Origin of the sequence: Erythrobacter sp. YT30 (assembly GCF_001542875.1) — a bacterium.
Classification (GTDB): domain Bacteria; phylum Pseudomonadota; class Alphaproteobacteria; order Sphingomonadales; family Sphingomonadaceae; genus Erythrobacter.
Genome location: NZ_LMAF01000002.1, coordinates 853,606 through 875,028, shown reverse-complemented (window position 1 = coordinate 875,028; position 21,423 = coordinate 853,606). Strand labels below are relative to the sequence as shown.

The 21,423-nt window shown below is 56.9% G+C and carries 21 protein-coding genes; 12 read left to right on the top strand and 9 right to left on the bottom strand.

Annotation, left to right across the window (positions count from 1 at the left end):
• The first annotated feature begins 64 nt into the window (after positions 1-64).
• Genes pdxH through AUC45_RS08795 form a run of 3 tightly spaced genes read left to right on the top strand, consistent with a single transcriptional unit; the run spans position 65 to position 2,468 of the window.
• The gene (gene pdxH / locus AUC45_RS08805) at positions 65-748 is read left to right on the top strand and encodes a pyridoxamine 5'-phosphate oxidase (RefSeq protein ID WP_082701059.1); all 684 of its coding nucleotides are present in this window, start codon (positions 65-67) and stop codon (positions 746-748) included.
• Complete coding sequence (locus AUC45_RS08800) at positions 745-1,677, top strand: cation diffusion facilitator family transporter (RefSeq protein WP_067601202.1); 933 nt, start codon at positions 745-747, stop codon at positions 1,675-1,677. The genes pdxH and AUC45_RS08800 overlap by 4 nt, the downstream gene beginning before the upstream one ends.
• Positions 1,674-2,468, top strand: coding sequence for a PhzF family phenazine biosynthesis protein (locus tag AUC45_RS08795; RefSeq protein WP_067601200.1), 795 nt, complete (start codon positions 1,674-1,676; stop codon positions 2,466-2,468). The genes AUC45_RS08800 and AUC45_RS08795 overlap by 4 nt, the downstream gene beginning before the upstream one ends.
• On the opposite strand, the gene rfbD is transcribed toward AUC45_RS08795, so the two are convergent.
• The 4 genes from rfbD to AUC45_RS08775 form a co-directional block, all read right to left on the bottom strand.
• Entirely contained in the window at positions 2,457-3,317 is an 861-nt protein-coding gene (gene rfbD, locus AUC45_RS08790) for a dTDP-4-dehydrorhamnose reductase (protein WP_067601198.1), read from the bottom strand. The genes AUC45_RS08795 and rfbD overlap by 12 nt on opposite strands.
• Positions 3,314-3,859 carry a dTDP-4-dehydrorhamnose 3,5-epimerase gene (gene rfbC / locus AUC45_RS08785; RefSeq protein WP_067601196.1) on the bottom strand — a complete coding sequence of 182 codons (546 nt, stop codon included), beginning with the start codon at positions 3,857-3,859 and terminating at the stop codon, positions 3,314-3,316. Before rfbC ends, rfbD begins: the two co-directional genes overlap by 4 nt.
• On the bottom strand, positions 3,856-4,731 hold the full coding sequence (gene rfbA, locus AUC45_RS08780; RefSeq protein ID WP_233998623.1) for a glucose-1-phosphate thymidylyltransferase RfbA: 876 nt from the start codon (positions 4,729-4,731) through the stop codon (positions 3,856-3,858). The genes rfbC and rfbA overlap by 4 nt, the downstream gene beginning before the upstream one ends.
• A gap of 90 nt (positions 4,732-4,821) precedes the next feature.
• Positions 4,822-5,976 (bottom strand): serine hydrolase, encoded by a 1,155-nt coding sequence (locus AUC45_RS08775; protein ID WP_082701058.1) that lies wholly within the window; start codon positions 5,974-5,976, stop codon positions 4,822-4,824.
• Positions 5,977-6,011: 35 nt separating this feature from the next.
• Between AUC45_RS08775 and AUC45_RS08770 the strand changes: the two genes are divergently transcribed.
• Positions 6,012-6,353, top strand: a complete 342-nt coding sequence (locus tag AUC45_RS08770) for a hypothetical protein (protein ID WP_156423796.1) — start codon at positions 6,012-6,014, stop codon at positions 6,351-6,353.
• Here the strand turns inward: AUC45_RS08770 and mnmA are convergent.
• The gene (gene mnmA / locus AUC45_RS08765; protein ID WP_067601193.1) at positions 6,350-7,534 is read right to left on the bottom strand and encodes a tRNA 2-thiouridine(34) synthase MnmA; all 1,185 of its coding nucleotides are present in this window, start codon (positions 7,532-7,534) and stop codon (positions 6,350-6,352) included. The two genes, AUC45_RS08770 and mnmA, sit on opposite strands and share 4 nt — an antisense overlap.
• Positions 7,535-7,716: 182 nt before the next feature.
• On the opposite strand from mnmA, the gene AUC45_RS08760 reads away from it, so the two are divergent.
• From AUC45_RS08760 to AUC45_RS08735, 6 genes are all read left to right on the top strand, one after another.
• Complete coding sequence (locus AUC45_RS08760; RefSeq protein ID WP_067601190.1) at positions 7,717-8,136, top strand: hypothetical protein; 420 nt, start codon at positions 7,717-7,719, stop codon at positions 8,134-8,136.
• Positions 8,136-8,435: a DUF1153 domain-containing protein gene (locus tag AUC45_RS08755; RefSeq protein WP_067601187.1), complete on the top strand. Its 300-nt coding sequence runs from the start codon at positions 8,136-8,138 to the stop codon at positions 8,433-8,435. Before AUC45_RS08760 ends, AUC45_RS08755 begins: the two co-directional genes overlap by 1 nt.
• Before the next feature lie 119 nt (positions 8,436-8,554).
• Positions 8,555-8,821: a GlsB/YeaQ/YmgE family stress response membrane protein gene (locus tag AUC45_RS08750; protein WP_067601184.1), complete on the top strand. Its 267-nt coding sequence runs from the start codon at positions 8,555-8,557 to the stop codon at positions 8,819-8,821.
• Between the two features lie 239 nt (positions 8,822-9,060).
• Complete coding sequence (locus AUC45_RS08745) at positions 9,061-10,323, top strand: efflux RND transporter periplasmic adaptor subunit (protein ID WP_067601181.1); 1,263 nt, start codon at positions 9,061-9,063, stop codon at positions 10,321-10,323.
• Between the two features lie 91 nt (positions 10,324-10,414).
• Entirely contained in the window at positions 10,415-13,936 is a 3,522-nt protein-coding gene (locus tag AUC45_RS08740) for an efflux RND transporter permease subunit (RefSeq protein ID WP_067601178.1), read from the top strand.
• A 61-nt stretch (positions 13,937-13,997) separates the two neighbouring features.
• Positions 13,998-15,290, top strand: coding sequence for a DUF445 domain-containing protein (locus tag AUC45_RS08735; RefSeq protein ID WP_082701057.1), 1,293 nt, complete (start codon positions 13,998-14,000; stop codon positions 15,288-15,290).
• 31 nt (positions 15,291-15,321) lie between these two features.
• Here AUC45_RS08735 and AUC45_RS08730 read toward each other — a convergent pair whose 3' ends face one another.
• The 3 genes from AUC45_RS08730 to AUC45_RS08720 form a co-directional block, all read right to left on the bottom strand.
• Positions 15,322-16,194, bottom strand: a complete 873-nt coding sequence (locus AUC45_RS08730) for an energy transducer TonB (protein ID WP_067601175.1) — start codon at positions 16,192-16,194, stop codon at positions 15,322-15,324.
• A 68-nt stretch (positions 16,195-16,262) separates the two neighbouring features.
• Entirely contained in the window at positions 16,263-17,195 is a 933-nt protein-coding gene (locus tag AUC45_RS08725; RefSeq protein WP_067601172.1) for an electron transfer flavoprotein subunit alpha/FixB family protein, read from the bottom strand.
• Positions 17,196-17,225: 30 nt separating this feature from the next.
• A complete protein-coding gene (locus AUC45_RS08720) occupies positions 17,226-17,972 on the bottom strand; it encodes an electron transfer flavoprotein subunit beta/FixA family protein (protein WP_067601169.1) in 747 nt (248 codons plus the stop codon).
• Positions 17,973-18,178: 206 nt separating this feature from the next.
• Between AUC45_RS08720 and AUC45_RS15565 the strand changes: the two genes are divergently transcribed.
• Positions 18,179-19,096, top strand: coding sequence for a DUF6265 family protein (locus AUC45_RS15565; RefSeq protein ID WP_156423795.1), 918 nt, complete (start codon positions 18,179-18,181; stop codon positions 19,094-19,096).
• Positions 19,097-19,222: 126 nt separating this feature from the next.
• Here AUC45_RS15565 and sucC read toward each other — a convergent pair whose 3' ends face one another.
• A complete protein-coding gene (sucC, locus tag AUC45_RS08710; RefSeq protein ID WP_067601166.1) occupies positions 19,223-20,437 on the bottom strand; it encodes an ADP-forming succinate--CoA ligase subunit beta in 1,215 nt (404 codons plus the stop codon).
• 147 nt (positions 20,438-20,584) lie between these two features.
• On the opposite strand from sucC, the gene AUC45_RS08705 reads away from it, so the two are divergent.
• Positions 20,585-21,367: a 3'(2'),5'-bisphosphate nucleotidase CysQ gene (locus AUC45_RS08705; protein WP_067601163.1), complete on the top strand. Its 783-nt coding sequence runs from the start codon at positions 20,585-20,587 to the stop codon at positions 21,365-21,367.
• The last annotated feature ends 56 nt before the right edge of the window (positions 21,368-21,423 follow it).

Here is a 21,423-nt window from a genome sequence, read left to right as displayed (position 1 = left end):
GTTTGCCGTTGCCGTGCGCGATCAAGGTATTATTTGGTTACCAACAACCCATTGGAACCGCATTATGACATCGACGAACGCCCTTCCTGAAAGTCTTGATCAAAGCCAGCTTGCTGACAGCCAGATTGCGAGCGGTGCAGATCCGTTTGCGCTGTTTGATATCTGGTTTGCCGAGGCAAAGGCGAGCGAGCCAAACGATCCCAACGCCATGGCATTGGCGACGGCTGATGCAACTGGAGCGCCTTCAGTGCGGATGGTTCTGTTGAAAGGGCATGGTCCCAGCGAAGGGTCCGAATACGGCGTTCAAGCTGGCGGGTTCACCTTCTTCACCAATCTTGGCAGTCGTAAGGGGAACGATATCAAAGCGAACCGGCAAGCAAGCCTGCTGTTCCACTGGAAAAGCCTGCGCCGCCAAATCCGCGTCTCAGGCCCTCTTATCGAAGTCGATGAAGCGCGCGCCGATGCCTACTTCCATTCGCGCCCGTACAAATCGCAGGTGGGATCAGCCGCTTCAGACCAGTCCCGCCCGCTCGATGATCGCCAGACCTATATCGATCGCGTGAAAGCGCTATGGGAAGAGCATGCCGATGCTGGAGAAGTGCCGCGGCCTGCGCATTGGACCGGCTTCACGCTCGATCCGCGCTCAATCGAGTTTTGGATGGACCGCGACAACCGCCTACATGATCGACGCCTCTTCAAAAGGGCCAGTGCAGGTGAAACCTGGTCTGACACGCTGCTTTATCCGTGAGGGATAACGCTGCCCTGACCCGCAGCGCAGCGATTGCGTCGATCACGACAGCGCTGTTTCTTGTCGGTCTAAAGCTATGGGCAACTGCCCGCACTGGCTCAACGGCGATGCTAGGGAGCCTTGCAGACACTGCGCTAGATTTGGTGGCAAGTCTCGCCACTCTGACAGCCGTGTGGATTGCCGCCCAGCCAGCGGATGAAAAGCACCGGTTTGGCCACGGCAAGGCCGAAGCGCTCGCCGCGATGTTCCAGGTCATCCTGATTGCGCTTTCGGCGGCAGGTATCGCCTTTCGCGCCCTCACGGCTTTGATCGAAGGAGCACAGCCTGTCGCAGCGGCTGAAGGCATTGTCGTTTCGGTGATCGCCATCATCGCGACTTTCGCGCTTATCGCCTGGCAGCGGCATGTCGTAAGCAAAACAGGATCAGTCGCGATTGAGGCTGATCAGGTTCATTACCAATCCGACCTTCTGCTCAATCTAGCTGTGATCGCCGCGCTGGTGCTGGACCAGTATCTGGGGCTCACCGGTGTTGATCCGCTGTTTGGCATCGGCATTGCCGCATGGCTTGTTTGGGGTGCGTGGGGCACTGCGCGCAAGGCAATCGATCAGCTAATGGACCGCGAATGGCCTATTGGGAAACGCAAGAAACTGGTCGAGCTTGCCTCTAAACATCCTGAGCTTGAAGGTCTGCATGATCTGCGCACACGCAGCAGCGGAGCGCGCGATTTTGTCCAGTTTCACGTCGATGTGCCGCCCGATATGACCGTTGAAGAGGCCCACGACATCATCGAACGGGTCGAAGCGGATTTGTGTGAGCATTTTCCGGATATGGAGCTGCTCATTCATATTGATCCCGAAGGCCACGTGGATGAGGTGAATAACCCCCTGCGGGAAGCCGATGAGTTCGAAAAGCTGGAGAAGGATGCATGATGCGTATCCCTTATTGGCATGTCGATGCGTTCAGCGCGCGGGCTCATGGTGGAAATCAGGCAGCTGTGATGCTGCTCGATAGCTGGCTTACTGATGACAAATTGCAGGCAATTGCGGCAGAAAACATGTTTGCGGCGACAGCCTTTGCGGTTGCTGATCACACCGGTGACGCGGACTGGGAACTGCGCTGGTTTGCCCCATCAGGCGAGATCAGTTTGTGTGGCCATGCAACTTTAGCTGCAGGTCATGTCCTGTTACCCCAGTCTGAAGCCAAGTGCGTCACATTCCGCACTCGGCAATCGGGCTACCTTGTGGTCCGGCAGGCGAAAGTTGGTGTTGAGATTGGATTGCCGGTCATCGCGACCCGGCCATCGACCCAAGCGGTTGCCATCGCGGCGCTAGGTTCCACGCCCATAGCAACGCATAGCTCGACAATAAGGCATCACATCTTTCTGTTTGAAGATGAGCAGGCGATCCGCTCCCTTTCGCCCGATTTTTCCACCTTGGCCAATATTGGCGATGATCAGTTCATCTGTACAGCAAGAGGCCGCGCATCAGATTTTATCAGCCGCGTGTTTGTGCCGGGTGCCGGTGTCAACGAAGACTGCGTAACGGGATCGGCACATGCTGCACTCGCGCCATTCTGGGCTCAGCGATTGGGGAAAAACAACCTTACCGCTTATCAAGCCTCCTGCCGCGGGGGCCATGTTCGCTGCCGAATGGATGGTGATAGAGTTTGGCTTGATGGGCCCTGTGTGACTGTTGTCGAAGGCGCTTACCTATTGGATTGATGCGGCCTCACTAGCGAGCATCGCCTTCAAGTTATCACGCCAGGGCACGGGCGGTTCGCCCAATATTGCGTGTGTCGAGCTGCAATCCAGCACCGAAAATGAAGGACGTGCCGCAGGCGTTGAGTAATCTGTTGTGGCAATAGGTTTGATTTTTGGAATTCGCGGTATCATCCCGAGCGCGTGCGCTTCTTCAGCAATTGCCACGGCAAACTCATACCAACTTGTTTGCCCATCATCGCAATAGTGATGGATGCCTGCCGCCTTTCGATCGACCAATTGCCAAATCACCTGCGCGAGCCTCGTCGCCCATGTCGGGGCACCGATCTGGTCGGCGACAACGCCCAATTCTTCACGTTCACGCATAAGCCGCAGCATTGTTCGCACAAAGTTTGATCCGCCTGCTTCATACACCCATGATGTCCGGATCAACAGATCTTCCGGCCGCAAATGATTTTCGCCAGCCGCTTTGGTGCGTCCATAGGCGGAAAGCGGATCGCGCTTTGCATCGGGGAGATAGGGCGTGTTGGCTTCACCATCGAATACGAAGTCAGTGGAGACATGGACGAGTTTACCGCCTGTCTCAGCCATTGCGTGAGCCATTATGCCCACTGCTTTGGCATTTACATCGTAGGCTTCTTGTTCATCGTTTTCAGCTTTATCGACGGCGGTGTAAGCTGCGGCATTGATTATCAGCGCGGGAGCTTCAACTGCCAATCGCGCCCGTAACATGGCGCTGTCCGCCAAATCTACATCGACGCTGCTTATCGCCGTCACATCGCAGCCAGCAGGGGCTGCTGCCAGCAAGGCGCCCCCCAACTGGCCTGTCGCCCCCGTGATCAAAACCCTCATGCGAATACTTCAGCCTGGGCAAGGCTTGTGCCTTTGCTGTCTTTCACAGACAAAGCGGGCGCAATGTCACCAAGCGGCCAATCAATGCCGATTGCCGGATCATCCCATGCAATTGAGTGCTCAGCATCAGGCGCATAGGGCGCGGTGCACTTATAAAGAAAGTCCGTGTCATTTTCCAAAGTAAGGAAGCCATGAGCAAATCCCTCAGGCACATACAGCATGCGATGATTGGCCTCTGACAACTCGATGCCAACCCATTGGCCGAAAGTCTCTGATGATGCCCGCACGTCAACTGCTACATCAAACACAGCCCCGCGTGTCACGCGCACCAGCTTGCCTTGCGGACCGGGGTTCTGAAAATGCAGTCCGCGCAAGACTCCTTTCTGTGAGCGACTGTGATTGTCCTGCACAAATTTGAAGGTAAGTCCGGCCTTTTCAAAAGCATCTGCATTCCAGCTTTCCATAAAAAATCCGCGCTCGTCTCCGAAAACACGAGGTTCAATGATAACAACGCCGTCTAGCTTGGTCCGGATGATGTTCATTCAATCAATCCCAGCAGATATTCGCCATAACCTGATTTGCGCAAAGGCTCGGCAATGCGTCCAAGCTCCTTGTCATCGATGAATCCCTGACGCCATGCGATTTCTTCAGGACAAGCAATCTTCAAGCCCTGACGTTCTTCGGTAATACGAACATAGGTCGCCGCGTCCAGAAGGGATGCGTGCGTTCCCGTGTCGAGCCAGGCAAATCCTCGCCCCATCATTTCAACCGACATTGAACCCTCTTCCAGATAAAGCCGATTGAGGTCGGTAATTTCTAGCTCACTTCGCTTGGAAGGCTTCAGATCGCGCGCTCTGTCGACCACTGTCTCATCGTAAAAATAAAGGCCAGTGACTGCATAATTCGATTTCGGTTTCGCTGGCTTCTCCTCTATCGAGATCGCTTTTCCGGTCTCGTCAAATTCGACTACGCCGAACGCTTCTGGATCGGTGACGCGATATGCGAAGACACTTGCACCGCTCGTTTTCGCATCGGCATTTTTGAGCAGTTCGGGCAGACCATGTCCGTAGAATATGTTGTCGCCCAGCACGAGTGCGGATGGGTGCCCCCGAACGAAGTCGGCTCCAATGTGAAAGGCTTGCGCCAGTCCTTCAGGTCGAGGTTGTTGAGCATAGCTCAATGAAACTCCAAACTGGGAGCCGTCGCCCAGCACGCGTTGAAACTGTTCCGCATCCTCTGGCGTGGTGATGACAAGAATGTCCCGGATACCTGCCAGAATGAGTGTGCTAAGCGGATAGTAGATCATCGGCTTATCAAAGATGGGCATCAGTTGCTTGGATACGCCACGCGTCAACGGGTAAAGCCTGGTACCAGAACCGCCTGCCAAAATGATGCCTTTGCGTCGGGATGTCACCGAATACTGCTCCTATGAAGAAGTGATTTTCGCGCCGCATGGCCTTGTGCCGGCCAACCGTCAATGGCGGGCTGATGGCCCACGAGATCCCTATTCCGGATAAAGCGCCAACACATCGGCTGCTTCTTGCAACATGAGCGGGCGTTCTTCGCTCGTGGAATGGCCAAGCCGAACCAGAGTTACATTCTGTTCTGGCGAAACCAGAACGTACTGCCCCATATGTCCTATCAGCGCAAACAAGCTATTGGGTGCGCGGTCCGGAAAGAGTGGATGCGGGTATTCCAATCTTGGCTCAGGCCGGTTCATCCATGTCTGATAGCCATAATGCTCCGAAGCCGGACTGGGCGAGGTCATCGCTTCGATCCATCCCGTTGGAACCAATTGCTCACCGCCGGGGGCTTTCCCACCTGCCCGCATGAATTCGCCGAACTTCGCATAATCGCGTGCGGTGGCATGCATTAAACTGCCACCGATCAAAGTGCCCGACGCATCAAATTCGGGCACAACTGATGTCATATCCAAGGGGCCAAAGAGGCGTTCTTCCAAGAATTCCGCGATGGCTGCGCGGCGTACTTCCGGATCATCGCTTTTCGTCAAAGCCCGCGCGGCGATATCAGCCAGAATTACGGTGGTGTTGGATGAGTACTCGAACTTTTCGCCCGGCTCTGCTTCCAACGGCTGCTCTTTCGCCCAGCGCGCCATATCATCGCGCCCATCAAGGAACAGCATACGCACTTCGGAGGAATCAAACGGCGGATCGCCCGCCTCGGTATGGCGCAGACCTGAGCGCATTTGCAGGAGATGTTCCAAAGTGATCTCGCTGCGCGGATCGCCCGGTCGCTGCCATAAGGGGACGGGCGCGGGCTCCTTAACGCTTAGCTTGCCATCCGCGACCAGCATCCCGATCAACACGGCAGTAATCGTTTTCGCCATCGACCAGCTGATAAAGCGGGTGTCAGCATCGTAGCCATCCGCATATCGCTCAGCAGCAATCTCGCCATCTGCCATCACGAGAACAGCGCGTGTTTCTCCGAGGCCTTCTGTTGTGAACAGCTCATCCACTTGACGAGCGAGCTGATCCTTTGGCGCGCCCGCATCCTCAGTAACCGCAGCCAAAGCTTGTTCGGTAAGCGGTGGCGGGCCAGTGTCCGGAGCCTCGCAAGAGGCGAGAACAAGCGCCGATAGAGCCAGGCAATATGTGCCGCGCGATTTTGCGGTCTTGTGAGATTGATTGCGATCCGTCATCACGCGGTCTTTCTCGCACACGAAACGGGTTGGCAATGGCAAAGGCGCAAAAATCGGGAAGCATGAAAGTTGCGGTCTGGCTGATCGTAATCGTGTTCTGCGCTTTGGCGGCCGTATTCTATACTTTTCGCGAGCCCATTGGCGGTTATGCCGAAGTTGGCACCAGCTATGCGGCGCGTGTCGCGTGTTCGTGCCGGTTTGTTTCGGGCCGCTCGCTCGATGATTGCGAGAAGGACAAACTTGGCGGGATGGAGCTGGTCACATTGGTTGACGATGTTGATGCGAAAAGTGTCACCGCGCGCTTTCCGCTCGTCACGGCTAACACAGCCACGTACCGCGAAGGCTTCGGCTGCGTGCTTGAGAAGTGGGAGCGCTAGGCCGCAACCGAGGTGGTTGCATCGATCCAGCCGCCGCCCACAACGCGCTCACCAGCATAGATGACCGCTGCCTGCCCGGGCGCTACACCGAATTCAGGATTGGCAAAGCGGATCGTGGTGGCCGCGCCATCGCCGAGCGGACCATCAAGCGAAATCGGAACAGGCTTCGCAAGGCTGCGTACCTTGGCGGTGAGTTCTTCGCCAACGGGTAACGGGCCGATGCGATTGGTCTCAATCAACTCGGCGCTTTCGACGCCCAGCATGCGCTTTGGCCCCACGCGAACTTCACGATTTTCGGCATCGAGCGCGATCACATAAAGCGGCTCTGGCTGACCGCCTATCTCCAATCCTTTGCGCTGGCCGACCGTGTAGTGGACAATGCCCTTGTGCTGCCCGAGCACATCGCCAGTGGCTGCATGCACTATATCGCCAGGCACGCCGCCTTCGGGGCGAAGATCGGTGACGATCTTTGCGTAATTGCCATCGGGGACAAAGCAGATGTCCTGACTGTCAGGTTTCGCTGCATTTCTGAGGCCCGCTTTTTCAGCGAGTTCGCGCACCACGCTCTTTTCCAGCCCGCCTAAAGGAAAGCGGATGTAATCGAGCTGATCCTGCGTTGTTGCATAGAGAAAGTAGGACTGATCGCGCGCTGGATCGACAGCGCGGTAAAGCTCTGGCCCCGAATTGCTTTGCTGCGGGCCCTTAACCCGCTGCACATAATGTCCGGTCGCCAGACAATCTGCGCCCAGCTCACGCGCCATGCGGAAGAGATCGGTAAACTTGGGCCCCATATTGCAGCGAATGCAGGGGACAGGGGTGCGCCCAGCAAGGTATTCATCTGCAAACTGATCAACCACGCTATCGCGAAACGCGCTTTCATGGTCGAACACGTAATGCGCAATGCCCAGCCTGTCGGCAACGGCGCGTGCATCGGCAATGTCATCGCCGGCGCAGCAAGCGCCCTTACGCCCGGTCGCCGCGCCATAATCGTAAAGCTGCAGTGTGATCCCGATGACTTCAGCGCCCGTATCATGCGCCAAAGCGGCGACCACGGAGGAATCCACACCGCCGCTCATCGCCACCACGATGCGACATTCCGAAGGCGCGCGCGGAAGATCGAACAGCGCTGCGCTGTCGAGGCCAAATGCGGATGGCGTGTCGAGAGAGGTATCAAGTGACATGTTAAAAGACCGAGAGTGCGCGCGATATAGTGCGCGTGCTGCCCGAGTGCCAGAGGTGTTTGGACCGAGCCAAACTCGATAGAATACCCACAGAACAGGCCGCTTTCGCGCCGCTCTAATCCTAAAACTCGGTAAAGCCGGGCTTTACCACATTTTGACATCCTCTCTCTATCGGAGAGCGAATGTTCGAAAAAGCCTCTTCGATTGTGCGGCCGGTGATTCGCGATTCAAAGGGTCGCGGCTCGGTGCGTGATGCAGCCGACGGCGTCCTTATTGGCGCGGCGCGTGGCGATTCAGAAGCGGCGATGCGCAAGGGCGGTGATGCGCTTCGCGCGCTCGATTGGAACGAACTTACCACCCGTTTGAAAGCGGCGCGAGAGCTGCGCCTGCTGCTAAGTCGCGACAAGCAAAACCCGATAGGATCGGCAGCTGCGAGCTTCGGAGACGCTGCAGCGCGCTATTTTCGCGACGAACCGCTGATTGAAGATAATGATTGCGAACGGCCTGTTAACCTAGATGTTTTAGAGCCTCGAAAAGCATCGTCGCCTATTGTCTCAGAAGTTCAGGACAATGCGGCATCAGGCGACGCGAGAGACAATTAATGATTGAAAACCAGGACATACGCCCCGCACAAGTGATCGGCCCGCTCGGTGAGCCGTTGACGCTTGATGATCTGCCTTCGCCAAAGACGAAGCGCTGGGTCGTGCGCCGCAAGGCCGAAGTGGTCGCTGCGGTAAACGGTGGGCTGTTGACCATTGATGAGGTGCTTGAACGCTATAACCTCACACTGGAAGAGTTTGCATCCTGGCAGCGTGCGGTTGATCGTTCGGGCATGCAAGGCCTCCGCGTAACTCGCATCCAACACTACCGAGACCTCTACGAGCGTCAGCTGAAATACTAAGCGAGCGCTTCCCGCTCCAAAACCTACTAAATCCTCATTTTGGAACGTTCCTGCCTGCTCAAGGTTGGTTCGGTCATTGGTTTCGTCTAAAAGCCAAGATCGATAAGCAGGAGGACACTATGGGTTGGATTATCGCATTAATCGTCGGCGGCGTGGCAGGTTGGCTTGCCAGTCTTGTCATGAACAGGGATGCCTCCATGGGCATTTTCTGGAACATTGTGGTTGGCTGCATTGGCTCAGTCATCGGCAATCTGATTGCGGGCCCACTGCTAGGTATCAGCGGCAGCGTGCAGGAATTTTCGCTTGTCGGATTGGGTGTTGCGGTGCTTGGCGCTGTTGTCCTTCTGGGGGTCATGAACCTCATTCAGCGCGGCCGCGTTCGGTAGATACATCAGATCAATCACCCATTGAGGGCGCGGCGGGAATGACCGCCGCGCCCTTTTTTGTGTGTTCTGAGGAACTTTGCCCTGATGCCGCTCGTCTATTCTCCATGTCATCAGTCGAACCGCGCATTGCGGTAAAAGCCTTGTGAGCGTAAAGATGTTGCGCAGGGTGAGTTATGCATCTAATACACTTTGATGCAGACTAGACAGGCTGTTTTGGCTGTCCAAAACGAGGCGAGGGCATGAATTACGAGGCTACAGTTACGGATGAGCGGGTGGATTACGTCCCCGGCGAAGGTCTTCCGGGCGACACGGCCAAGGGCCATGACGGCGGCGAACTAGAAGGGCAGAAGCCCGGAATGTCGCGCGGGCTCCTGATCGGTGTGTTCGCCGTGCTCGCACTTGGCGCGGCCATCATCGCCTATTTCGTGTTTGCGACAGGTGAGCCAGAAGCAGCCGCCGATGACAATTCGCAGGCTCCCGTCGTCACCGTTGTCAACGCAGGGCAAACCACTGTCCAAGGCATTATCGAAGTCCCCGGTACTATTGCTGCACGCCGCGAAATGCCTGTCGGTGTCGAAGGAGAAGGCGGGCGCGTCGTCTCTGTACCCGTTGATGCCGGTGAATGGGTGAGCGCTGGCCAAACTTTGGCTGTGATTGATCGCACTGTCCAAACTCAACAAGCGCAGGCACAGGCAGCTCAAATCGAAGTTGCAAAAGCGGACGCCAATCTCGCTCAAGCGAACCTGGATCGCGCATTGCAATTGGTGGAGCGCGGCTTCGTTTCGAAAGCTGACGTTGATCGGCTGACGGCAACACGCGATTCCGCACAAGCGCGCGTCCGTGTCGCTGAAGCGCAGCTGGCTGAGTTGCGCGCCCGCAACGCGCGTCTGCGCATTTTTGCGCCGGCGGCTGGTTATGTGCTGGAACGCAATGTCGAACCGGGCCAATCGGTTGGTCCAGGCGCCCCTGCGCTGTTCCGCATTGCCCGCAGCGGCGAGATGGAAATGCTTGCTCAGGTCAGCGAAAGCCAGCTTGCAGGTCTGTCGCAAGGGGTGAATGCGAGTGTTATCCCTGCAGGCTCTGAAAAGAGTTTCAATGGGCAGGTTTGGCAGCTCTCCCCGGTCGTTGATACCACCACTCGCCAGGGCACTGCGCGCATTGCGCTTCCCTTCGCGCCTGAATTGCGTCCCGGTGGCTTTGCGACCGCGCAAATCATGAGCGGCACGATGACGGCAACGGTTCTTCCTGAAAGCGCTGTGCTCGCGGATGAGGAAGGCCCCTATGTCTACATCGTGACGGGTGAGAACAAGATCGAGCGTCGGGCTATCAAAACGGGCGCAGTCACTCCCGATGGAGTGGCAATCACCGACGGGCTTGCAGGCGGCGAAGCTGTCGTCTTGCGTTCTGGCGGCTTCCGCAATCCGGGTGAAACCGTTCGTCCGCGACGCGAAGGCGAACCGATTGGCGGCGGTGACAGCGGCGATGACGCGAGCAGCGAATGATGATCCGTCAGGCCCTCGTTTGCGTATCTGACGGCGGAACGACGTCTGGCAGTTTGAACGATATGACGACCAGCATGGGTGATTTGACCTTATGAATTTCCGCAATCTTTCGGCGTGGTCGATCCGCAACCCGGTGATACCGCTCGTCATGTTTACGGCTCTGCTGTTTGCAGGGATCGTCAGTTTCGCGCGGATGGATATCACCAACAACCCGGAGATTGAGTTCCCCGGCGTATCGGTGCGCATCAGTCAACCGGGTGCTGCGCCGACAGAGATCGAAAACCAAATCACCCAGCAGGTTGAAAGCGCAGTCCGCTCGATAAACGGGGTGAAGCAGATTTCATCGACGGCATCGGAAGGCAGTTCGTTTACCTTTGTCGAATTTGAGATTGGCGAGGATCCGGACGCAGTCGTCACCGAAGTCAAAAACGCGGTCGACCGAGTGCGCGGAAGCCTGCCTGAAGGTATTCTTGAACCGAATATCACCAAGGCCGAAGTGGGCGGCGGTTTCCTCGGCATTTACGCGGTCGAAGCCAGCGACATGACCATCGAACAGCTCAGCTGGTTTATCGATGACACGGTGGCCAAAAGACTGCTCGATATTGAAGGCATGGCAGAAGCTGGGCGGTTCGGCGGCGTAGATCGCGAGATTGAGGTGATCCTCGACACAGCCAAGATGCAGGCACTGGGCATCACCGCCTCAGACATCAACAACGTCCTTCGCACGACCAATGTCGATGCGGCAGGCGGTCTTGCCGAGGTTGGCGGCACTCGCCAATCGCTTCGCGTACTTGGCAACAATGATACGGCATACGAATTGTCGCAGCGCCAATTGCAATTGGGCGGAGGCCGCACGGTTCGCTTGGGCGAAGTTGCGCGCGTGCGCGATGGGTTCTCCGAGCGTCAGTCAATCAGTGAAGTGCGCGATAAAGAGGTCGTCAATTTCTTCATGAGCCGCGCGCGCGGTGCCTCGGACGTGACCGTTTTCGAAAATGCCAAGGTGGTGATTGAAGAGATTCAGGCGGAAAACCCTGATGTCCGCTTCATCCCGCTGTTCAACACGGTCAAATACACGGAAAGCCAGTACAAAAGCTCGATGTCGGCGCTGATCGAAGGCGCCGTGCTGGCTGTTGTTGTGGTGTTTTTCTTCCTGCGCGATTGGCGCGCGACTTTTATCAGCGCGGTCGCAATCCCGTTGTCGGCGATCCCGACCTTTTTCTTTATGGATCTGCTCGGGTTCAACCTGAACTTCCTGTCGCTTCTCGCGCTTGGCTTGGTGGCAGGCGTCCTGGTCGATGACGCGATTGTCGAGATCGAGAACATCGTCAGGCATATGCGAATGGGCAAAACCGCCTATCAGGCGAGTATTGATGCTGCCGACGAAATCGGCCTCCCTGTTGTCGCGACGAGTTTCTGTATTGTCGCGGTGTTCCTGCCCGTGGGCCTGATGCCGGGCGTCACGGGGCAATTCTTCAAGAACTTCGGCCTTACCGTGGTCGTCGCGGTTTTGATGAGCCTTGCCGTGGCGCGGATGATTACGCCATTGATGGCGGCCTATTTCCTGTCGGCCAAAGGCCACGCCGAACACGGCGAAGGCCCAATGATGGACCGCTATTTGCGGATTCTCGCCTGGACGCTTGATCGCGGGAAAATGAATACGCGGCGAGAAGGCGTGGAAGGCCCACGCTGGCGTTGGCTCTACGTGCCGAGCATGCTCCTTGTTGTGGTCGCGCTCCTTGGCATCACAGGGTTCACTATTTTTGCAGTGTGGAATTTCGTTGGCGAATACTCCATTCCCGGCCGGATCGCCGGAACGTTTTCGGATGACGAGTTTGGAGCGGTGTTCTTGACCATCTCCAAACTGGTCGAAATCCTGCTCTTGGTCTTTGCCTCTTTGGTGGCATTTGCAGCTGGCTGGCTGGTGTTCAAAGGTATCGAATTGCTCGGCAGAAACCGCTCACGGTTTGGACAAAGCACGCAGTATCTGACAGCTCGTTTCTACGATCACCGCGTCTGGATGCTTGGCGCGGGGTGGATGTCGCTTTTGGTGACGATGGTCCTGTTCAGCAGCGTTCCGGGCCAATTCCAGCCCGATATTGACGATTCGAACAGTGAAATCGCCATTGAAATGGTCCCGGGCACAACGCTTGAAGGGACAAAGCGCATCACCGATCAGGTCGCCGAAATCCTCTATCAGGAGCAGGAAGTCGAACTGATGCTGGAGCGCATCCGCGTCGGCGAATCGACGATCTACATCACCCTGAAAGAAGACCGCGAGCGCTCCTCGATCGATTTCCAGCGCGAAATGACGCCTATCCTTAACCAGATCCCGGATGCGCGTGTCCGGTTCGTTGCCGATTCCATCGGTTTCGGCTCGGGCCGCGATATGTCGGTGATGCTGGCGGGCTCTGATCCGGAGCTGCTCAACGAGACGGCCACCACTCTCGTTGAACAGATGAAGGGGCTGGATTCGCTCGTTGCACCTCGCATCGGCGCTGACCTCAGCCGTCCTGAAATCCTGATCAAGCCGAACGAGCAATTGGCGGCGGAACTGGGCGTGTCTACGCTCGCCATCAGTCAGGCCATTCGTATCGCCACTCTGGGCGAAATCGAGCAGAATGCTGCCAAGTTCTCGCTGTCTGATCGGCAGATTCCGATCCGCGTCAAGTTGAGCGAGGAAGATCGCGCCAGCATGACGACGATTGAAAATCTCCCGGTTCCAACAAGAAGCGGCGGCACTGTTCCGCTCAGCCGGGTTGCCGATATCGAGTTTGGATCAGGCCCCACCGCAATTCAGCGATTCAATCAGAACCGCCGCGTAGTCGTCGGAGCAGACCTTGCGAGCGGTGTTCTTAAAGGCAACGCGCAGCAGCAGATTGATGCGTTGCCGATCCTGCAGGATCTCCCGACCGGCGTCATTCGCGATGCTGTGGGTGATGATGAGATCCAGAACGAGCTCTTGGAAAACCTCCAGGTGGCCATCGTTTCGGGCGTGTTGCTGGTGTTTGCTTGCCTCGTGCTGCTTTACAAACGGCTGATGAGCCCGCTGGTAAACATGACGTCACTCGCGCTCGCGCCTTTGGGCGGCATCATGCTCATCTGGTTTATCGGCATGCCGCAATCGATGCCTGTTTACATCGGCACACTGCTGCTTCTCGGAATTGTCTCCAAAAACTCCATCCTGCTTATCGATTTCGCGATTGAGGAGATGGAGCGGGGAACGAACAAGTTCACCGCAATCATGGAGGCGGGGCACAAGCGCGCACAGCCGATCGTGATGACGACCGTTGCTATGACGGCAGGCATGGTTCCGACAGCGATTTCGCTCACCGGCGATGGCGCATGGCGCCAGCCAATGGGTATTGTGGTCATTGGCGGGCTTATCATGTCGACCGTATTGACGCTCTTGATCGTCCCTGCAGGGTTTAGCCTTGCAGACGGATTTGAACGGCGCGTTGGGCCGTGGCTGCGTGAAAAGATGCTCACCTACAAGCCGGGCGATGAAAGCCGCCCATATGGTCCTGCGACCGGTGAAACGCGTCCTGATCTGCCCATGCCGGGTAGTGCGGAGCCGGAAACGCGTTTGCCTCCAGGAGCGTTACCAGCTGAATAATCGCGCTTCCTTGCGCTTCGATAGGTGACGGATCATGCATTATCCGTCACAGAAGCCCCCCATGGCTGAGGCACCCAATCCATCCCCATTCGGGGGCGAACCGCTCACCGCGGATCGCGCGAGACGCATGCGGTGGAGCGCGACTGGATTGCTTGCCGCAATGGCCGTCCTGTTTTTCAGCACGCACGCTCTTTCCGTTTCGGGTCATCCAGCATGGGGATACGTCAACGCTTTTGCAGAGGCGGCAATGGTTGGCGGCCTTGCAGACTGGTTCGCAGTGACAGCGCTGTTCCGCCACCCGCTCGGCCTCCCGATCCCTCACACCGCGATCATCCCAGAAAACAAGGACAGGATCGCCGATACTATGGCGAACTTCCTGCAAGAAAACTTCCTGACACCGGCAGTCGTCGCAAGGCGAATGTCCGGGATGAATGTCGCACGCGCGGTCGGCGATTTTCTGGTCGCAGGATCCGACGAATCCTCCAAGGATGATGCCCGCTCCCGTATCACTGGCGGAGCGGCGGAATTGCTTGCCGAAGTCCTTGAATCGCTTGATCCTGACAGGCTCGGCAATCAGGTGCGATCCGGTCTCGCCGGTCAACTTGCTAAAGTCGATGTATCGCCGCTTGCTGGCCGGATGCTCGAAAGCGCGATGACGGATCGAAGCCATCAGCCCTTGATCAATGGATTTATCCGCTGGGCCGGCCTGACGCTCGAAGACAATGAAGAGACCGTGCGCGACATCATCCATAAGCGCGCCAACGCCGTGCTGCGCTGGACGGGCCTTGATGAACGCATTTCGGGCAGCGTTCTCGATGGCCTTTACAAGCTACTCGCCGAAGTTCTGGTCGACCCAGAGCATCCGCTTCGTCACAAAATTGAAGAGGGCTTGGCGCAGCTTGCCAAAGACTTGCAGACCGACCCCGAAACACGCGAACGCGTCGAGCAGATGAAGCGTGACATAATCGATAATCCGGCGGTTGCGGAATGGTGGATGGGTGTGTGGGAGCGTATTCGCCGTTCATTGATCCGCCGCGCGCGCGACCCGGAGAGCGGGCTTGGCGCAGAAATGCGCAAAGGCCTGGCGGATCTGGGCACCGCTCTCAGCCAGGACGCGCGCCTGCAAACCCAAATAAACCGCTTCGCCCGCAGAACAGCCGCGGGCATCGCAACACGCTATGGCGCGGAGATCGTCACGCTGGTCTCAGAAACAGTAAAGCGCTGGGACGCGACAACGATTACCGGACGAATCGAGAATGCCGTAGGACGCGACCTGCAATTTATCCGCATCAACGGAACACTGGTAGGCGGCCTCGTTGGGATGACGCTGCACTTTATTGTGAGCTTTATGTGAAGGACTGGCAGTTCCGATTTCCGCTGTCCAGTCAGCGCAAAATAAACGATACCTTCTGGAAGAAATAGGATGGTACCGCTTCACCAGCGCCATTCTTGGCTGGCTCAAACTTGGCACGTTTTAACAGGCCAAGACATACCGGATCATCGAACAATTGCGGCTTGTTTGATTTGATCACGGTACAAGCGCTCGGCTTGCCGGTCTTCGAAATTGTCAGCCTGACTTCGACCCTGCCCTCCATTTTGCTTCTTTGCAGATACGTTGGGAAATCTGCGACGTTCAGCCATTTATCTTCATCGATCGGGACGGGAGCGCTCGCTTCGTCGGTCAGAGGCCTTCCTGCTTCGCTCAGCCTGACTTCGACCCTCTCGCCACAGTCCTGCAAGAATTCAAACTGAGGCCTCATCTGTCCAAGCAAGAGCGAAAAATCGCTGCTCAATCCTGCACCTCTGATGGTGAGCGCATCGATCGCATTCGCGCGTTCGGCGGCAATGCGTGTATCCGGTGCATCAGCATCTCTGTCGCGTTCTAATTCTGGCTGAACCAACGTGACACCGTACATCCGCATGACGGGACGCCCCTTGCTGGACTTGGTAGAGATATAGCTTCGGGCAATTTCGGCCTCATCGCCAAACTGTATTCGAACAGCCGGCCCGAATGGATTCTTGAGCGGATCGCCAATCAATGTGAGATTGAAAACTTGGCCCTTCCCGCCCTGTTCGAGCCAGAGCGTTACGCTTTGATCGCCTTTATCAAAGACTCGCGTCGCCCTGCACTTGTCCTCGTATTCGCGCAGCTTCCAATTGGAAGCTGGTTGAAGCTCCAGTGTTTCCGCGCTTGCTTGCTGCGCACTCAAATAGAGACTGCCCGCCAAACTGAGAGCTAGAACAACAAAAGACCGCATAAGAAAAACCCCCGCCGAGCTAACTAGCCTAGCGGGGGTTTTGTGCAACCTTCAGAATTTGTGCAGCTTTATCCCAACGCGCCGGTCAATTCGGGCACGGCGTTATAAAGATCTGCGACGAGGCCGATGTCTGCCACTTGGAAGATCGGCGCATCTTCATCCTTGTTGATTGCGATGATGACCTTGGAGTCTTTCATGCCGGCAAGGTGCTGGATCGCGCCGGAAATGCCGATCGCAATGTAGACTTCGGGGGCCACGATCTTGCCGGTTTGGCCAACCTGATAATCGTTCGGCACATAACCAGCGTCAACCGCAGCACGTGATGCGCCGATGGCGGCGCCAAGCTTGTCGGCGAGCGGGTTGATGATCTGCTCGAAAGTCTCGCTGTCTTTAAGAGCGCGGCCACCCGATACGATGACCTTCGCGCTGGCGAGTTCCGGGCGATCACTCTCGGCAATTTCGCGGCTTACAAAGCTGGAAAGGCCAGCATCGCCGGGGCCTGATGCGTCTTCGATTGAAGCAGAGCCGCCTTCGGCATCAGCCTTGGCAAACGCAGTGCCGCGCACGGTGATGACGAGTTTTGGATCGTTCGATTCGACCGTTGCGATCGCGTTTCCGGCGTAGATCGGACGGGTGAAGGTCTTGGGGCCCTCAACTGAGAGAATGTCCGAGATCTGCATCACATCAAGGTGCGCTGCAACGCGCGGAGCGATGTTCTTGCCCGATGTGGTCGCTGGCGCGAGGAAAGCGTCGTAGCCGTCCATGAGACCTGCAATCAGCGGCGCTACATTTTCAGCAAGGCCGTTGGCATAAGCGGCATCGTCCGCTTTCAGTACTTTGGAAACGCCAGTGATCTTGGCAGCTGCATCCGCAACTGCGCCGCAGTTTTCGCCTGCAACCAGAGCGTGCACTTCGCCAAGCTCTGCAGCCGCGGTGACGACGGCGAGAGTGGCGTCATTCAGCGATGAATTGTCGTGTTCGACGAGAACGAGAGTGTTCATAGTGTCTATCCTCTTCTTACGCTGGGCCGCTTAAGCGATCCCCAGCTCCTTGATCTTGGCGACGAGTGCTGCGACGTCTTCAACCTTTTCGCCGGCCTGGCGGACCGGAGGCTCGCTGACATTGGTGGTGGTGAGACGAGGCGCGATGTCGACACCGAAATCGGCTGGTGCCTTGGTGTCCAATGGCTTCTTCTTCGCTTTCATAATGTTGGGCAGCGAAGCATAGCGCGGCTCATTCAAGCGAAGATCGGTGGTTACGATTGCTGGCATGGTGAGCTTGACGGTTTCGAGACCACCATCAATCTCACGCTTCACCGAAACGCTGTCGCCATCGATTTCAACCGTGTTGGCAAAAGTGCCCTGAGGGCGGCCCATAAGAGCGGCGAGCATTTGGCCGGTTTGGTTCGAATCGTCCGAGATCGATTGCTTGCCAAGCAGGATAAGGCCGGGCTGCTCTTCTTCCGCGATCGCTTTCAGGATCTTGGCAACGCCGAGTGGTTCCACATCTTCGTCGGTTTCGACGAGGATTGCGCGGTCTGCACCCATGGCGAGCGCGGTTCGCAGCGTTTCCTGAGCCTTTGCAGGGCCGATGGATACGGCAATGATTTCTTCTGCCTTGCCCGCTTCCTTGATGCGGATCGCTTCTTCGACTGCGATCTCGTCAAAAGGGTTCATGCTCATTTTGACGTTGGCAAGATCAACGCCCGAACCATCCGCTTTTACGCGCGGTTTGACGTTGTAATCGATCACCCGCTTGACGGGGACGAGGATTTTCATGGAGGCTTCCTTCCTATCTCTCTTATTTGCCGCACGCCCTAGCTTGCGTTTACGTAAACGTCAAGCAAGCTAGGCGGCGAGAATCTTTTTTCACAGTGGATGTCGAATAGCGATCTTGCGCTCCGTCTGTATTACGTCAACCCTCTGCTTTGATGGTTTTGCGCTTGAGTTGCAGCCTGGTGGACGGTGTCGATAGGAGAGGTGCAATGTGTGCAATCGGACAGGTCATTGGATCAGCTTTGGTCGCGATTTTGCTGACCGGATCAGTGGCGGCCCAAGACTCAGCTTTAGAAACTCGTGTGGGCGAGAAAGGTTTCGAATCGCCTAGTGCATCGCTTGCGCAAATGGATTGGCTTGTGGGTCAATGGCGGGGCGAAGGGATCGGCGGCGCGCCGGCGATGGAAAGCTGGCTCCCGCCAATGGGCGGAACGATGGTCGGTACCTTTGTGCAGGAGACCGAGACCGGCGAAATCATGTTCACCGAACATCTTTACATGATGGAGGAGGAAGGTTCGCTCGTCCTCAAGCTCAAGCATTTCAACGCTGACCTGACCGGTTGGGAGGAGAAGGATGACATGCTCACCTTCCGGTTGGTCGGGATCGAAGAATGTGCTGCCTACTTCAATGCGCTGACGCTGCGCTGCGCTGATCCGGAAAGGCCGGGCGAAGGTCTTGTCGCTGCCGTTCGAATGAAAAGCGAGGGGCATGGCGTCAAGGAATTGATATTTAGATTCCGCCCACCCTTTACGCCAAAGTACATTTCTTATGGCTGTGATGGGACCACCATCGAGATAAATGACTGCCTCGCCGGAATTCGCCAGCGCGCGGAGGAGCGCGAAGAGCTCTACTTCGAAACCGCGATGGGCGAAGCTGGCTTTTCAGATACAGGCGAGAGCGAACTGCATTCACTCATGCGTGCATCACAGGCTGCTGCGCAGCAGCATCGCGAGAAAGAGTGTTACGCCGTGTATGAACAATGGAAGGAAGGCACGATCCGCAACGCCATGAGCTTACGCTGCTCAATCCGGCTCATCGATCAGCGCACCCACACGATCTGGCGCAATTGGCTGACCTATCAGGATACGAGCGCGCCAATCCTGCCGGAGCCGGGACCGAGCATGTAGTTTGCAGTACTAAAGCATATCGGTTGCGCCGCGCCCGCAAGGGCGACTGCCCGCCCGCAGGTGCACGTAGCGCAAGCGAAGGATTAGCGCGGAGGACGAGGGCGCGGATGCGCCTTCGCAACCGAGTTAAGCCGCCTTCTTCACCTCAGCGACAATCTTCTTCGCCGCATCGCCAAGGTCATCGGCGGGAACGATCGCAAGGCCGGAATTCGCAAGGATTTCCTTGCCCGCCTCAACATTCGTACCTTCAAGGCGCACCACCAGTGGGACCTGCAGGTTCACGTCCTTCGCCGCCTGCACCACGCCGTTAGCGATGATGTCGCATTTCATAATGCCGCCGAAGATGTTGACGAGGATGCCTTCGACCGCCGGATCCTTGAGGATGATCTTGAACGCGGCTGTCACTTTCTCGGTCGTTGCGCCGCCGCCCACATCGAGGAAGTTGGCGGGAAACGCGCCGTTCAGTTTGATGATATCCATCGTCGCCATGGCGAGGCCGGCGCCGTTCACCATGCAGCCGATATTGCCGTCCAGCTTGATATAGGCGAGATCATATTCGCTCGCTTCAACCTCGGCTGGGTCTTCCTCGGTTTCATCGCGCATTTCTTCGATGGCGGGGTGGCGATAGAGCGCGTTTGAATCGAAGCTCATCTTGGTGTCGAGCACGAGCAGGTGGGCTTTTCCATCGGCATCGGGCCTGGTCTCAACCAGCGGGTTGATCTCCAGCATATCGCAATCGCTCGCCATGAATGCGGTGTAGAGTTGCTTCGCGAGCTTTTGGCACTGCTTGTTGAGATCACCCGTCAGCTTGAGAGCAAACGCAACCGCGCGCGCATGGTGTGGCATGAAGCCTTGTGCTGGGTTGATGGTGATCGTTGTGATCTTCTCAGGCGTTTCGTGCGCGACATCTTCAATGTCCATCCCGCCTTCAGTCGACGCGACCATAGCGACGCGCCCGGTCGCCCGATCGACCAGCATGGCAAGGTAGTATTCGCTTTCGATATCGACGCCATCGGTGACGTAAAGGCGATTGACCTGTTTACCCGCTTCGCCCGTCTGAATGGTCACGAGCGTGTTGCCGAGCATTTCCTTGGCGTGGCTTTCGACCTCATCGAGGGAGAAAGCGAGGCGAACGCCGCCTTTGGCATCTTCAGGCAGCTCCTTGAATTTGCCCTTTCCGCGGCCGCCAGCATGAATTTGAGCCTTAACTACGTAGAGCGGCCCGGGCAGTTTCTTTGCGCCTTCGACCGCTTCTTCGACTGTCATCGCAGCGTGGCCTGCGGGAATCGCGATGCCGTGTTCCTTGAGCAGTTCTTTCGCCTGATATTCGTGCACATTCATGCTGTTTTGATCCCTTTGATTGTGTCGATCTGGAACGCGGACGCGCTGCCAGTGAGAGGTACTGGGGAGAGATTTATGCTGGCACGCCTAAGCATGGATTTCGGCGCTTGAAAAGATCGCTTTGCGGCTTCACGGAAACATCTTGTCATGATTGATAGGGTACGCCTCGAACAGATCATCCGCGAAGCCGGGCGCATTGCGCTTTCGCGCTGGCCAGGTGGTGGGCATGATCTTGCCAGTTGGGACAAAACCCCCGGCAACCCGGTGAGCGAGGCTGACCTTGAAGTCGATGCTTTTCTTAAACGGGAATTGCGCGCGCTTTTGCCTTCCGCGGGGTGGTTGTCCGAGGAAACTGCCGATGACGAGGATCGCCTGAATAGAGATCTCTTGTGGATGGTCGATCCCGTAGACGGGACGCGCGATTTTATCCGTGGCCGTGATGGCTGGGCAGTGTCTGTTGCGCTGATCAGCGCAGGCAAACCGCTTTTGGGAACTCTCTTTGCCCCGGCTCGCGGTGAGATTTTTAGCGCCGAGGCCGGTCGAGGCGCGCAATTGAATGGAAAGCCGATCACAGCCTCGCGCCGGACCAAGCTCGGCGGGGCGCGCATTCCTGTCGATCAGTTGCCCGAAGCGGTGAACGACCTTCTGATCGTCCAAAAACCCAATTCGATTGCTCTGCGCATCGCCATGGTTGCAGCAGATCAAGCCGATCTGGTGGCGACATTGAGGTGGGGTTATGAATGGGATGTCGCGGCCGCAACGCTAATCGCGCGCGAAGCAGGGGCTCAGGTGTCGGAAGCTTTCGGCAAACCGCTCAATTTCAACAAGCGCGATCCACGAGATTTCGGCGTGCTTGTTTCATCGCCTGCCATTCACGAAGCCATCGCTCAGCGGATCAGGCCGATGGCCGAGACTTTAAGGGACAAGTAGAAACTCTTCTCCTGCCCACAGGTCCCAGGCTTCCCACTCCCTGCACCTTTCCACCC